10 protein-coding genes are annotated in these 16332 nt (G+C 34.2%); 5 read left to right on the top strand and 5 right to left on the bottom strand.

All coding sequences use genetic code 11. The annotated features are described in order from the left end of the window. Positions 1-210: 210 nt before the first annotated feature. Genes CWS01_RS14030 through CWS01_RS14020 form a run of 3 tightly spaced genes read left to right on the top strand, consistent with a single transcriptional unit; the run spans position 211 to position 4503 of the window. Positions 211-2466: an EAL domain-containing protein gene (locus tag CWS01_RS14030; protein ID WP_101177825.1), complete on the top strand. Its 2256-nt coding sequence runs from the start codon at positions 211-213 to the stop codon at positions 2464-2466. 8 nt (positions 2467-2474) lie between these two features. Continuing rightward, a complete protein-coding gene (locus tag CWS01_RS14025) occupies positions 2475-4109 on the top strand; it encodes a thiamine pyrophosphate-binding protein (protein WP_101177824.1) in 1635 nt (544 codons plus the stop codon). Position 4110: 1 nt separating this feature from the next. Continuing rightward, the gene (locus tag CWS01_RS14020; RefSeq protein ID WP_101177823.1) at positions 4111-4503 is read left to right on the top strand and encodes a carboxymuconolactone decarboxylase family protein; all 393 of its coding nucleotides are present in this window, start codon (positions 4111-4113) and stop codon (positions 4501-4503) included. 441 nt (positions 4504-4944) lie between these two features. Here the strand turns inward: CWS01_RS14020 and CWS01_RS14015 are convergent, their stop codons facing one another. Beyond that, positions 4945-6150, bottom strand: a complete 1206-nt coding sequence (locus tag CWS01_RS14015; protein WP_101177822.1) for an MFS transporter — start codon at positions 6148-6150, stop codon at positions 4945-4947. 458 nt (positions 6151-6608) lie between these two features. Between CWS01_RS14015 and CWS01_RS14010 the strand changes: the two genes are divergently transcribed. Beyond that, entirely contained in the window at positions 6609-7853 is a 1245-nt protein-coding gene (locus CWS01_RS14010; protein ID WP_101177821.1) for a sensor histidine kinase, read from the top strand. Positions 7854-7905: 52 nt separating this feature from the next. Here CWS01_RS14010 and CWS01_RS14005 read toward each other — a convergent pair whose 3' ends face one another. Next, complete coding sequence (locus tag CWS01_RS14005; protein WP_101177820.1) at positions 7906-8934, bottom strand: threonine aldolase family protein; 1029 nt, start codon at positions 8932-8934, stop codon at positions 7906-7908. 320 nt (positions 8935-9254) lie between these two features. Next, a complete protein-coding gene (locus CWS01_RS14000) occupies positions 9255-10463 on the bottom strand; it encodes an MFS transporter (protein ID WP_101177819.1) in 1209 nt (402 codons plus the stop codon). Between the two features lie 465 nt (positions 10464-10928). Here CWS01_RS14000 and CWS01_RS13995 point away from each other — a divergent pair, with 465 nt between their 5' ends. Next, positions 10929-13193, top strand: a complete 2265-nt coding sequence (locus CWS01_RS13995) for a glycosyltransferase (RefSeq protein WP_101177818.1) — start codon at positions 10929-10931, stop codon at positions 13191-13193. A 158-nt stretch (positions 13194-13351) separates the two neighbouring features. On the opposite strand, the gene CWS01_RS13990 is transcribed toward CWS01_RS13995, so the two are convergent. Continuing rightward, a complete protein-coding gene (locus tag CWS01_RS13990) occupies positions 13352-13963 on the bottom strand; it encodes a lysozyme family protein (protein ID WP_101177817.1) in 612 nt (203 codons plus the stop codon). A gap of 766 nt (positions 13964-14729) precedes the next feature. Further along, positions 14730-16127 carry a 23S rRNA (uracil(1939)-C(5))-methyltransferase RlmD gene (gene rlmD, locus CWS01_RS13985; RefSeq protein WP_101177816.1) on the bottom strand — a complete coding sequence of 466 codons (1398 nt, stop codon included), beginning with the start codon at positions 16125-16127 and terminating at the stop codon, positions 14730-14732. Between the last annotated feature and the right edge of the window lie 205 nt (positions 16128-16332).

Genomic DNA, 16332 nt, shown 5'->3' with positions numbered 1-16332 from the left:
CTTTCATCATTATTATCTTTATTCGTTTGCTTATTCATAAATATTACAATCGTTTTTTGGTGGTAGTTTTTTCTCACTTGATAAAAAATATAATTATATACATATATACACTTATTTTACTGCACAAAAAGTTTAATGTGTTCTAGTATAATATGCTATTTAATATTAAAATAAAGGTTATTGTATTATGACCATTCTGAGGTGTTGATAATGGGAGCAAAAGAACCCTGCTATATAACTGAATCAAAATTAAAGTGCAAAAAAAGGGGGATGAATCCACATGAAGTAGCTAGCCCTAAAATATTTATGACAGAGCAAGACCTGCAGTTAAAAAGAAAATCTTATAGCGAAATCTTGTCTGTTGTAAGCTTTTTCTCTCATAAGCTTTTAGATTCACTTAAAGGGACTCCTTTATTAATTGTCATTTCTGATGCCGAAGGTTACTTATTAGATATGGTAGGTGATGAAGCAATCAAATCGACCGTTAACCAATTTGGCATTAAACAAGGAAGTCTTTTCACACAAGAAGATACAGGTACAAATGTAATTAGTTTGTCCCTTCAACAAAGACATCCAATTACATTAATAGGTGAACAGCATTATCATACTTTTCTTTACAATATTGCTTGTTATGGTGCAGCTTTTCATTATACGGACGAAGATAATTTACTAGGAAGTGTCTGCATAATGATGCCCATAAATTATCAAAACCCTCTATTTTTGACTATGCTTTCTCAAGTAGTAGACTCTATCGAAAGAGAACTATTACTACGGAAACAAAATAGAAAATTAAACATTATGAATCAAATCATGCTTAGCAGAACAAGAAATGGCATCGTTATTACGGATGAAAAAGGCTATACTATTGAATTTAACGAATTTGCGGAAAAAATATCGAATAACAGCAGAAACTCTGTAATCGGCAGAAGAATCTATGAATCGGAATTAACCGGAAAATATTTCAAGAAAGTAATAGAGCATGGAGAAAAATATGAAAATGTGGAGCTTAAGTTTCTTAACAAAAATGGAGAACAAGTTGTCTGCTTATTCGATGCCCAGCAGATCTATGAAGAGGATAAACTTGTTGGTGCATTTGGCCAGTTTCGAGACATAACCGACAGATATTTAATAGAAGAAAAATATAACTATCTTGCGTATCACGATGACTTAACTGGTTTGCCAAACAGACGCTTCATACAAAAAGAAATGAATTCTCTTATTCAAACTTTTACTGAAGAAAAAAAATCTAAGTTTGCCATATTATATTTAGATTTAGACCGTTTTAAAGTTGTAAACGATACATTCGGACATTCAAATGGTGATGTTTTTTTAATAGAAGTGTCCAAGCGGCTAATGAACTGCCTCGGATTAAATGATATACTTGCTCGTATGGGTGGAGATGAATTCATCTTCTTATTAAAAGATTTTGACGATAATCATTATGTGATAGAAACAGCGGAAAAGATATTAAAACAATTTAAGTACCCTTTCACTGTAAACTCCAATGAGTTTCATACAACTGTCAGCATTGGCATTGCTATCTATCCTTCTACCTATATTCCCCTTGAAAGGTTTATGATTTATGCGGATACAGCAATGTACAAAGCTAAATCTCAAGGAAAAAATGAATATGTAGTATATACAGCAGATTTATTAAATAATTCTATTGAAAAACTAAAACTTGAAATTGATTTAAGGAAGGCCATAAAAAATAATGAGCTTGTTTTGCACTATCAACCACAAGTCTGTATAAAAACAAAAAAAATAGTAGGTGTAGAAGCATTAGTCAGATGGCAGCATCCGACACTTGGCTTAATTTACCCCAATAAATTTATTGAACTTGCAGAAGAAACTGGTTTAATTACAGAAATTGGAGAATGGGTTATTGAAGAAGCCTGCATCCAAAATAAGAAATGGCAAGAATCAGGAATCCCTTCCTTGCAAATTGCCGTTAACTTATCTACACAACAATTTCTTAAATTAAACTTAGTCGATTTTGTAAAAAACATACTTGTTAAAACAAAACTGAATCCTAAATATCTAGTATTAGAAATTACAGAGTCTATGGCAATGGATTATAACTATTCCATAAATGTTTTACAAGAATTAAAAAAGCTTGGCGTTTGTATCAGTATCGATGATTTTGGAACTGGATATAGTTCTCTTAACTATCTAAAAAAATTCCCTCTAGACTATTTGAAAATCGACCAATCCTTTGTCAGAGATATTTCGCTAGATGAAAATAATGTAAATATTATAAAAGCCATTATTACTTTAGCACATAATCTTAATTTGAAGGTAATTGCGGAGGGCGTTGAAACAAAAGAACAGCTAGATATTCTGCAAAAATATAACTGCGATGAAATACAAGGATATCTTTTTAGTAAACCCCTTTCAGCAAGCCATTTTGAAAGGACTCTGCCGAAATTGTTAACAGAAATAAATAATATCTATTTGAGAGGATAATATTTTTTATGAAAACATGTGCAACTATTTTAGCAAAAAACTTTAAACATTGGGGCATTGATTACATTTTTGGCATACCAGGGAAAGCAATTTCTCCGTTAATATATGCTTCAGATAAAGAGGATATCACTTTTGTCTTAAGCAAACATGAGACAGGGGGAGGATTTTGTGCATCTGGCTACTCATTAATGACGAATAAAATAGGGGTCGCGATAGGCACTTCAGGCCCTGGTGGAACTAATTTGCTTACAGCAGCAGGACAAGCGAAAGCATCCAATATTCCACTACTTATTATTACTGGACATCCGTCTGTTAAGGACACAGGGAAAGCAATGGGTCAGGATTCCTCTATATTTGGCACAGATTTGGTGGAAATGTTCAAACATGTAACAAAGTTTAGTGCAAGAGTTGAACGGAGCGACATGCTGCAGATCTACTTGCAGCATGCACTTGAAAAAGCATTATCAGATATTAAAGGACCCGTTCATCTATCCATTCCCTTTGATATTTTAATAGAAGAAATAGAATCATTCCAACTAGATTTACCAACATCCTATGAAATGATTTCACCATTAGTTGACAATGTTATTACATTATTAAATAACGCTAAACGGCCCTTAATGTTTTTAGGAAAGGGCGTCCATTCAAGCAAATCCTATCATGAAGTACGACGCTTAGCTGAAAATTGGAATATTCCTGTAATAACGACTCCAGGAGGAAAAGGAACATTTATTACGAATCATACCTTATCCTTAGGTGGATTTGGCTTGGGAGGTACAATGGAAGCTAGTGAGTACCTTCTTCAAGGTGTTGATTTATTATTAGTTATTGGAACAAAACTTAGTGATATGTCATTGGCAGGTTTTACACAAGATATGTTCCCAGATCATATCGTTCATTTCGATTATGAGCAAACATTTATTGCAAAAACCCTAGATGTTCCTACAACTCCTTTACTTGGGGATATTCGGGCAAATCTGAAAGCTATTCTTAAAGATGTTAAGGAAATAGACAATTCTAACTACCTATTGCCCAAACAGAAAAAAGAGATCGAGATTAATAGTCGCCTTAAACGTATGTCTGCTGCTAACACATTAAAAGTTATTAGAAATGCTTTGCCTGATGACACGGTTATTTTTGGTGATGATGGCAGCCACACTTTCTACGGCATTAAATATTTTGATATATTTGAACCTGGCACCTTTTTTTTCGATGATGTTTTTGGTGCAATGGGACATGCTATAGGATATTCTATCGGGGCAAAAATTGCTGCTCCAGATAAAAATATTGTATGTTTAGTTGGAGATGGCTGTATGTTTATGCATGGAACTGAAATCTCCACTGCATTAAATAGCCAAGCTCCTGTTTTATTTATTACACTAAACAACGGAATGCTGGATATGGTGGAAAAGGGTATGAGAAAAATGAATGGCAAGTCTATTGGTGCTGTGTATGACACACCAGTAAATATTTCATTATTTGCTCAATCCATGGGTCTAGAAGCCTTCCAATGCTTTACACCAATTGATTTAAAAGAGGCCATTCATCAATCCTTACAAATGATTGAACAAACAAAAAAACCTGTCGTAATTGAAGTAATTGTCGACAAGGATGAAATACCACCTACAATGGGGAGGCAATAAGATGGAAAACAGCAAAAGATATAATAAAGGAATTGAAACAATAAAAAAAATGGTATCAGACGAAGAATTTGAAGGCATCTCCTATATGAGAGAGGTTTCGCCAGACTTTTGGGACATGATTATATCATTTGGATATGGTGATGTATATGGAAGAGAAGGTTTGTCATTAGATAAACGAGAAATTATTACAATCACCTCCCTTATATCACAAGGACTATTTGATCAACTTCCATTTCATATAAGTGCAGCATTAAAAACAGGGATAACCCAAAATGAGATTAAAGAAATTATCATGCAATGTGCAGCATATGCTGGTTTTCCAAAAGCAGTTCAAGCCATGACAATTGCGGGTGAAGTTTTCAAAAACATTGATGCTAAAGAATTAACAAAGTGAAGTCTTAAACAGTAGGAGTTTCCTACTGTTTATAGTCTGAGAACTATAGGAATAGCTCATTCCTTCCAACATCTCGAAGTAGGGTTCAAAGTTCTGTCAAATAGAGATAAAAAAATAATTTCTTTATTATTAAAACAAGGCTGTTTTCTAAAAGAATGTGGTTTTTCGAATAGTTTCCATGAGTAAATTTATTGCTAAAACAAGTTGATTGGCGTGAAAGATGCTAGACTCCTGTGGGATTAGCCGGACAGATGAGACCCCGCAGGCGGATACGCCGAGGATGCTCACCGCCCGCCCCACGGAAAGTGGACATCCTGAAACGGAAATCAACCTACTCCTTTAAAAGCAACAAAGTTTACGAAAACAGCCTAAAACAAAAAGCAGATAACCATATTTATTGGTTTCTGCTTTTTGTTTTAATAGATATTATGCTAAAACATCTTAATCAACAACAGCTGTAGAGGATTGCTTTTTCTTTAGACTAAGCATGGCAAAAAATGATAGACAATATAGAATTGCTAAATACGTCATTGCAGCTGTTACGTCATATTCTTGTAAAATATATCCAACTAAAATAGGAGATAACCCTCCGATTGCTCTTCCAAAATTAAAAATAGTATTAGTAGCAGTACTGCGAATACTAACTGGGTAATAACTGCTTATTAATGCACCATATCCAGCAAACATTCCATTCGAGAAGAAGCCAACAATGGCACCACCAAGTAGAACACCAATACTTCCTTCTGCATTAGAGTATAAGAATACAGCAGCGCTTGAGGCAAGCAGAAAAATTCCATATGATCGTTTCGCCCCAAACCTATCCATAAATTGACCAAATGTCAGCATTCCTATAATCATTCCAACCGCAGTACTTATCGTCCACAATGCGGAACTAGAAACAGATAATCCTTGAGATTGCTGAAGCATAGATGGCAGCCAAATCATCAACCCATTATAGCCTGCAATTTGAACAGTTGCCATAATCGCTAAAGAAATCGTAGTAAAAGCAGTTCTTGGTGTTTTAAACAACTGCGCTAATTTTCCTTGTTCTTTCTTCTTAGAATTTTTTTTCTCTTTTTGAGCTGCCAACCATTCTGGAGACTCCTCCAAATTTCTTCTAACAAAAAAGGCAAAAATAACTGGAAGCACGCCAACAAAAAATAACGCTCTCCATCCTAATGTAGGCAAAATAATGGCACTAAGCAAAGCTGCCAAGATAACACCATATTGTGCACCAACACTAACATAGGAAGATGCTCTTCCTTGTTTATTCTTTGGCCATGCCTCAGCAACAAGAGCCATCCCAATACCATATTCTCCTCCAGCTCCAAGACCTGCTATAAACCGAAATAAGTAAACCTGCTCAATATTTGCTGCAAGTCCTGTTAATGCTGTACCAATTGCAAATAAAATAATCGTATAGGTAAATACTTTTACTCTTCCAAATTTATCTGCCATAATACCGAAAATCACTCCACCTACGAGCATTCCAATATTAGTAATAGAAGATATTAGACCTCCCGTTGCTAAATCAATGTTAAAATTAGCAATAATCATCGACATGGCAAATGAAATAAACATAATGTCCATGCCTTCCAATGTTAAGCCTGCAACTGATGCTACCACTGTTTTTTTGCGATAATTCATAATTTCCATCCTCCAATATCTTAAGCAAACATAATTCTCTTTATTGTGGGGTGGGAATGGACTTGTATCATTATATGCACCAAATACTCCATTCTCTTTTTAAGCCTCACAGGACTTCCTTTAAAAGAAGAACAACCATAAAAAACTTTTGCAAGTGCCTATATGCTGACTGTGCATAGACCCTTTACAAAAAAATAAAACCCTTCTGTCTTTGAGACAAAAGGGCATATATATACAAAGATATAAAATCAACAAAACAAATCATTAATCTGTTGGCCCTTTTCGGTCTCTCTGTACCAAATTAAAGGAGTATTCACTTTAGTTTTAATTTATACTAGCACGATAAAGTCTTAGTTTCAATAAATTTTTTCTGTCTTTGATTTAACTAACTACATAAATCTGCTAATATTATTAAAGTAAAACATATCATGATAAGTAGTCTGAAAGGAAGCCATCCATTGTTTGAAACATTACTATTAAATTTTTTATTTCTACTGTTGCCAGTAATGATCTATCTAATATTTTTTGAACATAAACCATATTCTTTTAATAGGTGGGTTGTTATCATATTATCTTCTCTTACGATGATTCTCTGTATAACTACTCCTATTAGATTAAATATTGGATTTATTTTTGATTTGAGATATATTCCATTTATAATCGTTGCTCTTTACGGAGGATATAAAACTGCATTTCCTCTCTATGTAATTTTAAATATTTATCGCTTTTATGTAGGCGGGGAGGGAACCGTCAATTCCTTTCTCTTTTCGACAGCAGCCTTCCTGCTAATCCCTATGCTAAGCAATAAATTTTCACAGCTGAATTCGAAAAAAAGAGTAATAATTTCTTCCGCTGTTTCATTTATTTTTATGGGCATTTATCTTAGCTTATTAAGCACCTATTTCAAAGAATTATCAAAAGAATTTTGGCTATTGGCATTTCACGCATTAATGACACATATTGTAATGATTGCTATTATTACAATTCTTATTGAGCGGATTATCGCCAATAATAAAGATAGAGAAAAATATCTGCATTCTGAGAGATTAAATGTAGTAAGTGAATTATCTGCAAGCGTTTCTCATGAAATAAGAAATCCGCTTACTGTAACAAGCGGCTTTCTTCAACTTTTAAATGATTCTCAAACAATCACGCAAGAGGAAAAAAAATATGTGGAACTATCCTTGCAAGAATTAAAGCGCGCAGAAAAAATTGTTAGTGATTATCTCTCTTTTGCCAAGCCTCAATCAGAGAATATGATTTATTCTAATCTTTATAAAGAGGTGGAATATACAACAAACCTTTTACTTCCTTATGCTAGGATGCATCAAGTTGATGTTGAATTAAGCTTTACTAACACACTATCCAAAAGATATGATCGTAACCAAATACAGCAATGCTTAATCAATTTAGTCAAAAATGGAATTGAATCCATGAAAGAAACCGGTGGAGGCACATTAACCATTAATGTATCAGAAAAAGCTGGAAAAATCCTTATCATCATACAAGACACAGGTATTGGAATGACAAAAGAGGAAGTATCCCGTTTAGGCAAACCATATTATTCTACAAAAGAAGAAGGAACAGGACTTGGTATGCTTATGGTCTACAATACCATTGATAAAGTGAAGGGTTCGCTAAAAGTCGAGAGTCAAAAAGGAAAAGGCACAACTTTTCATATAACTATTCCTGTACAAAACTAACCTTAAAGATGTCTGTCCAGTATAGGATCAGACATCTTTAAGGTTGTTGATTTTATGGAAGGTATTTTTTTATATCTTCTATAAATGCTAATACCTTATCCTCTTTGGTTGCCCAAGATGTAACTAAACGGATAGCAGAATCATTGTCATCTATCTTTTCCCAAATAAGAAAAGCATAGTTTTTTTGCAGTTCTTCTATCAACGTATTAGGCAATATCGGAAAAAGTTGATTAGAAGCTGAATGGGTTACAAACTGAAAATTCATTTTAGTCAGCAAATCTCTTAATATTTCTGCCATCTTATTCGCATGTAGTGCTAAATCAAAAAACAAATTATCACGGAAAAGTTCTACAAATTGTATCCCTAATAACCTTCCCTTTGCAAGCATTGCTCCTTTTTGCTTTATATGATAACGAAAATCTTCCTTCAATGATTCATGGCAAATTACTAATGCCTCTCCAAAAAGCGCCCCATTTTTTGTACCGCCAATATAAAAGGCATCAACAAGATCAGGAAAGTCACTTAACTTCAAGTCATTTTCTTCCGAACATAAAGCAGACCCTAGTCTTGCGCCGTCCATAAATAGAAGAAGGTTGTTCTTGCGGCAGAATTCGCTTAAGTCCTTTACCTCCTTTTTTCTATATATGGAGCCTATCTCCGTTGAATTAGAGATGTATACTAGCTTTGGTTTTACCATATGTTCATCTGTATGTTCATCTAGCACTTTTTTAATCGAAACAGGTGTGATCTTTCCATCATCTGTTTCGATGGATAATATTTTATGGCCAGTTGCTTCAATTGCACCTGTTTCGTGTGTGAAAATATGGCCGCTTTTTGCTGCAATTGCTGCCTCATGTGGTCTTAGAAAAGCTGAAATAGCAGTAAGATTTGTTTGGGTGCCACCTACCAATAAGTGTACATCCACATCTGTTCTTGCCATTTTTTCTTTTAATAATTCTACCGCTTTTATTGAAAAACGATCTTCCCCATATCCTGCCTCTTGCTCAAAGTTAGTGTCTACTAATGCTTGTAAAATTCGAGGGTGAGCACCTTCGCTATAATCATTTTTAAAACTATACATCTTTATATCTCCATTCTTTTTTCTCGAAATTAATTATTTAGCGTTGCAAAAAGAAAAAAATCAGTCGTTATCACCATTTCCCTTATTATGCAACTCTTTAATAAAAACATAGAAAAAATAAGATTAATTTTAAAATCAATCTTACCAGCATCTATTGCCATTTGTATTAAATCTTTGTGTTTATATTAGCTTCTAACAATTCCTCTACATATTTAGCTAATGAAGTTTCTGTGAATTTTTTAAAATAAAAAGACTGTTTTCCAATTCAAGATTTTTGAATTAGATACAGCCCTTTTCAAACATTAAGGGTAATTTTTATACTATTTTTCATGCGCTATATTTCTTTTATACTTTGGAGTTAACACATTTGCTTTCCAAAAAACTATCCCTGTCGCGCATAAAAGCAGGATACCAGTTAGAACAAATACTGTTTGAGCAGGGAAAATCCCGCCAATGGCCCCACCCATTATAGGGCCGGCCATCCCACCTATTTGGTTAGCTGTTTGGTTTAAACCAAATGCTCGCCCACGAAAATCTTCCGTTGTTGACTTTACAACAAGTCCATTTAAGCTTGGAAAAACTGCACAGAAAAACAGCCCAAAAATAAACCGCATAATAGAAAATCCCCAAATATCAGCAAATATAATTTGAGCAATTGTTCCAATCCCCCCACCGATTAAACCAATAAATAGAACCCGATTAAATCCAACTTTATCCGCCCATTTCCCCCAATAAGGTGCCATTAATACACTCGCTATCCCAGGCAACGAAAAAACAATACCAGCCAATAAAGCAGCTTTATCTGAAGAACCGCCTATATGAACAATATATAAAGGAAGGATTGGCTCAATCGTCATGATTGAACAAGATGTTATGACCGTCAACAGCAAAACAAGCATCAAAGGCTTATTTGCATAAGCAATTTTGATATCATTTTTAACCGATCCCTTCTCCTTGCTCGGAGTAAAATTCTCTTCTGTTACCCAAAAAATAATTAAAACAGTAGCAAAAAGGACAATCAAACCAGCACTAGCAAAAGCAATACGGTTACCGACCAATTCCGCAATTCCTCCTCCAAGCAAAGGCCCAACAATCCCCCCTGTTGCAGCTGCAGTTGAAATCATCGACAGTGCATATCCTGTTTTATGAGCGGGAGTATTTGTACCAACCAACGCAATTGCTCCTGGAATAAACCCAGACAAGAGTCCTTGCAAAATCCGCAAAACCAATAATTGATAGGGATTGGTTACAAATGCTGCCAATGTATAAACAATAAATAGAACAAATCCAGCTCGAATAATCATCGGTTTTCTGCCATATTTATCTGCCACCCTTCCCCAAAATGGCGAAGATAAAGCTCCTGCAAAAAAAGCGGCACTAAACAATAACCCTGACCACATCTCTGTATGTTCATGTACATCTAATTCCAATAAAAAAATGGGCAAAAAAGGAATTACCATATAAAAACTAGCTGCTGTAAAAAAGACTCCGACCCATAGTACCAGTAAATTACGCTTCCATGTTGCCATAATACCGCTCTCCTTATGTACCATTAGCATTCACATTTTTTAGCTAACTCAATATATATTAATATTCTTCTATTATCATATCATTCACTTATTTATTTTTATATACGAAATTTTTGATTAGCAAATGAAAATAATGTAAAAAGCAATACTTCTTCAGTCAATCTCTACCTAAAAAAGAAACTTTAATTATCGAGAGCAAAAAGTCCATTAAATAGAGATAAATAGACAAAACAAAGGAGTGGTTAATTTCTAATTCAGGATACTCCAATCAACTTCTTTATAAGCGGTTTAAGTGTACAAAACCTATTTCAAAACAACCATCTTTTAAAAAACAACCTTATAAAATTGAGTTTTAGTAGTTCTAAATACCTATGTATTTTATTATAATATAACCGATGGATAGAGTAGAATCTAACGGTATTTTTTAGACATACTACTATTCTAGTAAAAATTAAGGAGTATATTATGGATATAGAAATGCTTTATTGCTTAGCAGGATCTTCCATTCTTTTATTGCTGTTATATTTCTTAGCAAGCAAATATCTTTGGTCTAAATATATATTGCTTTTTGCTTTTTTGATTTTAAATGGCATTTATTTAGTATGGAGAACGATTTACACGCTTCCAACTGTTGGGATTGTTAGCTTTATATTTGGTTTATTATTGCTTGCAGCAGAATGGGCTGGCTATTCGCAATCAATAACTTTTACCATCCTCTCATGGAAACCCTTTAAACGAAAAATAATCCCATTATACTCATTTAGGGAGCTTCCTACTGTAGATGTATTTATTGCAACTTATAATGAACCAGCAGATTTATTAAAAAGAACGATTACTGCTTGTCTTTTAATGCGATATCCAAAAGAAAAATTGCGGGTATATGTTTGTGATGATGGAAAAAGAGAAGAAATCAAAAAAATGACAGAATCTCTTGGAGCCTATTATATTAAAAGGGAAGATAATAAGCATGCAAAAGCAGGAAATTTAAATCATGCAATGAGTGTAACAAATGGGGATATTATTGTGACGATGGATGCTGATATGGTGCCGAAAATCAACTTCTTAGAACGAACACTAGGCTATTTCAAGGACGACCAAGTAACATTTGTTCAAGCACCACAAGTTTTTTATAACGCAGATCCTTTTCAGTACAACCTATTTTATGAAGAAAGACTAACGAACGAACAAGACTTTTTTATGAGAAGATTAGAAGAAGGGAAAGATCGTTTTAATTCGACTATGTATGTCGGGAGCAACGCATTGTTTCGGAGAACAGCTTTAGATAAGATCGGCGGTTTTGCAACAGGCGTCATTACAGAAGATATGGCTACAGGAATGCTTCTGCAAACAAAAAGTCAAAAATCTGTGTTTGTAAATGAAACATTAGCCGTTGGTCTTTCAGCTGAAACTTTCCCTGATTTAATTAAACAAAGAGATAGATGGTGCCGTGGCAATATTCAAGTAGCACGCAAATGGAATCCGCTGAACATTAAAGGATTATCATTGATGCAGCGTCTGCTCTATTTGGATGGAATCCACTATTGGTTCTTTGGTGTCTATAAAATGATTTATTTATTGGCACCATTGCTTTTTCTGCTATTTTCTATATACAGCATACAAACAAATTTTTCTACATTAATAATCTTTTGGTTTCCAGCATTTTTATCTTCCTTGCTTGCTTTCAGAAGAATGGCAGACAGCAAACGCAGCGTTTTATGGAGCCATGTTTATGAAGTGACATTGGCGCCATATATGGCTTTTTCCGTGTTATCAGAAATTTTTTTAAAAGAAAAAGGAAAATTTAATGTAACAAAAAAAGGAATTCAAAATAATGAACGAAGCTTCCTTTGGGAAATTAGCCTTCCTTATATTATTTTATTAGTTATGTCTGTCATTTCCTTACTGTTGGTATGCCTGCATGTTTTCACGCCAATGAAGATTTACCCAAATATCGATATGCTCATCATTAATGTTTTTTGGGTTATTTATAATGCATTAGCCATTGCTATTGCCTTGTTAATTACAGTAGAGCGTCCAAGATTCAGAGGAGCAGAAAGATTTATGGTCAACTTAGCTGCCACTCTCTCTAATAAACAAAACCGAGGGCTGCAAATACCATGTACGATTACAGACATGAGTGAGCACGGGGCTAGAATTGAAATAAAGCAAAAGGATTTTGATACTTTTCAATTTATTTCTAATAACAACTACTTATATTTAAGCACTAATACTCTACTTGGATTAAAGCTGCAAAAACATTGGGTAACAAAAATAAAGGATTCTTATTATATTGGAATATCCTTTTTAGATGTAAATAATGATCAATATAGATCTTTAATTTCTGCTTTATTTGTTGAATCAATTGATATTTATTCTAATAAAGTTTATGAAAATGCTTCTGTATTAGGAGCGATAATCGGCTTTTTCCATAAAACGAAAAAAAATCCTAAAAAACTAAACCGAAAATCTATTAGACAAAAAACAAATATTCCAGTTAACATCCAATTGATTGATCAATCGATAGAAGGAAAATTAGTAGATCTCAGCAATTCAGGCTGCCAATTAAAAACGAGAAAGCGTATAAAGCAACAAACATTTTCCTTTGTTATGAAAGAAAAAACAGAAAACGACGCTTTTGTGCAAGTCCAATGGATGCGCAAAAAAGGATTGTATTACTATTATGGGCTAAGTTTTAAAAGTGACAATCAATCTATGCAAGAGGGAGCTTAAAATTAAAAAGAGAGTATCTTACATGCTGCAAGGTAAGATACCCTTTTTTATCTCTTTTCCTAATTCATAAAATAGACAAACTATGTCTGCATTCTTCCCTATTCAGATTTCCTGCATAGCTCTCCATTGCAACTCGCAATTTTAATGGCTTAAGAATTCTATAAATTATTTTCAATAATATTATCCATTGCATCTAATTTTGCAGTTACCTTTTCAGCATAAGTATAGTCACCATAACAGTAAGGATATCGAAAATTCAATTTATCATGATTACAAGTATAAATTGATGGAGATTTTTCCACCATATATTCAGAATAAGTTTTGGCTGATTTTTCACTATGCGCTGATTTATTATTTGCTATAAACTCAATATATCCTGGCCCCATATTATAACTTTGTATAATTGTTTCCAAGTCAACTCCTAGTCTATTTCCATACTTATACATTTCAGAAAAATGAAAAACGCCCTGCTTTATACTTTCATAAGGGTTATCAATTTCATTTCTTTTTAAACCGGCAGATTCAGATGATTGCATCGGATCATTCCCTTTTCCATGGCTTTCTTGATCCATAATGGCTAATAAAACAGGAGAGAACTCATCTGCACTTAAATCATTTTCTTCCAATTCACTTGAAATGATCGGCAAGTATTTTATCAATCTCTTTTCATTATTTTGTTTCAGTGTATTTTCTGTCAATAAGTATCCACCATATAAAACTATGACTATTATGAAAAGAATGTTGACTGCTGCTTTTCTTTTCTTTTTCATTTTTCACCCTCATTAATACAAAAATTATGATAACTGAAAAGACAAACTTAAATGTCATCATAAAAAGGCATCTATTTTAATAAAGGCTCCTTTCTAAAAGCTTGTTGGTTTTGACTAGTTTTTTAAACAAAACCTAGTTAAATTGATTGGAGCGAAAGGTGTAAGACTCCTGTGGGAGTAGCGGGACAGATGAGATCCCACAGTCGCTGTGCGACGAGGAGGCTCACCGCCCGCCCCACGGAAAGCGAGCATCCTGAAGCGGAAATCAACCTTCCCCAATGCTGAATCAATCGCAAAAAAGTTTACTAAAACAGCCTTAATAAATGAATTTTTTATATAAATATAATTAGCTATTCTATATAATATTTATCTTTCCATTATTGAATCTTCTTTCATTATACAAGAAAAAAGACTCGATTTCTTTTTTCAATTAATCTAATCCTATAAAATATACTGCCAAATTGGATTGGAGTATAATGATTTCTAATTATCACCAAAACAGTTCCCTATTTACTCTAATTCAAATATGTGTTCAAGCTGCTAGCTTATTTACAGGAACAAACAACTAAACTAAACAAAACATCACACTCATTCCAATAATCGCTGAATAAGCATCCCTCCTTTTTTCATGCTCCTATTTCTTTTCTCACTTAGAATGTTATTTAAACGAATTGGAGAAAAAAACACCTTGGACATGACTTCGAATAAAAAACCCCAATTCGCAAAAGTTTTTTACGAAATTAGGGTTGGTTTAGCAATTATTTGTTTAAGACTTCTTCAACGTCATCTGCACTACACACTCCACATGTGCTGTATGTGGAAACATATCTACAGGCTGAATGTACTCCACTTTATAATCCTTCGCCAAATAATCGATATCTTTAGCAAGTGTGGATGGGTTGCATGATACATAAACAAACTTTTTTGGCTTTACTTTTTGGATGGCATCCAGCAGTTTGCGATCACAACCTGTTCTTGGAGGATCTACCACAACAACATCTGGCCTCCATCCTTCTTCTACCCATTTTGGCAGCCAATGTTCTGCAGTCCCTGTAACATATGTGGCATTTTTAATATTGTGGCGGGCGGCATTTTGTTGTGCATCTATTACCGCTGCTTCGATTGTATCCATCCCGCGGACTTCACTCGCGCCATCTGCCAGCCATAAACCAATGGTTCCAACACCACAGTAAGCATCGGCAATTTTTTCTTTGCCTGTTAAATTTGCCGCTTTTTTTACTTCATCATATAATTTCACCGTTTGAATAGGGTTTAATTGAAAAAATGCTCGTGCCGATAATTCGAAGTTTAAGTCTCCTAATGTTTCTTGAATCACTTCTTCTCCGCTTAAATGCAATGTTTTTTCGCCAAAAATAAGTGATGTTTTATTGCCGTTAATATTTTGCACCAATGATTTGACTTCAGGCAGCCTTTTTTGAATTTCCGCCATAATCAATTTTTTACGTGGCACTTCTTTTTGTGTTGTAACTAACACTACTTGCACTTCGCCTGATTGAAAACCTGCCCGGGTAACAATCGTGCGGACAATACCTTTTTGTGTTCGTTCATTATAGATAGGAACGTTCAGCGCTTCTAATATTTTTCTTACTTCTTCTGATACTTTATTTGTTAACGGATGCTGGACCATACAATTTTGTACAGGAACAAGCTGATGGGAATCTATTCCATATAGTCCTGCAATGATTTTCCCATTTTTTTGCTGGCCGATTTGAAATTGGCTTTTATTGCGATACTTCCATGGCTCTTCCATACCTATTGTTGACCGAATATCTAGTTTCTCTACGTTCAGCTTTGTATGTCTTTCTAATGACTGAAGAACAATATCTCTTTTTTCCTTAAGCTGCTGATCATATGCTAAATGCTGCAGCTGACATCCGCCGCACTGTTCATAAATTGGGCACGGGGCTTTTACACGGAAAGGAGAGGATTTACGGATTTTCTTCACTTTTCCTTCTGAGAATTTCGGCTGCACTTTTGTTGCTTCTACAACCACTTCTTCACCAGGAAGGGCACCAGGAACAAATACCACTTGGCGTTTAAAGTAGCCTACACCTTCTCCATTAATTCCTAAACGTTTTATTGTCAACGGAAAGGTTTGCCCTTGCGTTAATTTTACTGAATTTGTTTGTTTATTATCTTTCATTTATTTACTCCCACATTTATCTATAAATATTTTATTATTTTTTCATCATAACACTATCCTATTAATACTAATACTTCTTTCCCCTAATATCCAGTATAGGTAAAAAGTAAAATAATATAGGCTCCATTTTGCTCCTTTTGTTGCAATTTTTATCGATTAGTCTGCACTTTTCACGGCTTTTGCTTCATTTTTCCCCAAATTAGCT

The organism is Niallia nealsonii, from assembly GCF_002835805.1.
Taxonomy (GTDB): Bacteria; Bacillota; Bacilli; order Bacillales; family Cytobacillaceae; genus Niallia; species Niallia nealsonii.
Note: the sequence above shows the minus strand (reverse complement) of the source record. Positions and strands in the feature narration are given on the sequence as shown.

Bases quoted from the DNA above. Each gene is read 5' to 3' on its own strand.
- CWS01_RS14030 (WP_101177825.1), top strand. From the start codon at position 211: ATGGGAGCAAAAGAACCCTGCTATATAACTGAATCAAAATTAAAGTGC.
- CWS01_RS14025 (WP_101177824.1), top strand. From the start codon at position 2,475: ATGAAAACATGTGCAACTATTTTAGCAAAAAACTTTAAACATTGGGGC.
- CWS01_RS14020 (WP_101177823.1), top strand. From the start codon at position 4,111: ATGGAAAACAGCAAAAGATATAATAAAGGAATTGAAACAATAAAAAAA.
- CWS01_RS14015 (WP_101177822.1), bottom strand. From the start codon at position 6,150: ATGAATTATCGCAAAAAAACAGTGGTAGCATCAGTTGCAGGCTTAACA.
- CWS01_RS14005 (WP_101177820.1), bottom strand. From the start codon at position 8,934: ATGTATAGTTTTAAAAATGATTATAGCGAAGGTGCTCACCCTCGAATT.
- CWS01_RS14000 (WP_101177819.1), bottom strand. From the start codon at position 10,463: ATGGCAACATGGAAGCGTAATTTACTGGTACTATGGGTCGGAGTCTTT.
- CWS01_RS13995 (WP_101177818.1), top strand. From the start codon at position 10,929: ATGGATATAGAAATGCTTTATTGCTTAGCAGGATCTTCCATTCTTTTA.
- CWS01_RS13990 (WP_101177817.1), bottom strand. From the start codon at position 13,963: ATGAAAAAGAAAAGAAAAGCAGCAGTCAACATTCTTTTCATAATAGTC.
- rlmD (WP_101177816.1), bottom strand. From the start codon at position 16,127: ATGAAAGATAATAAACAAACAAATTCAGTAAAATTAACGCAAGGGCAA.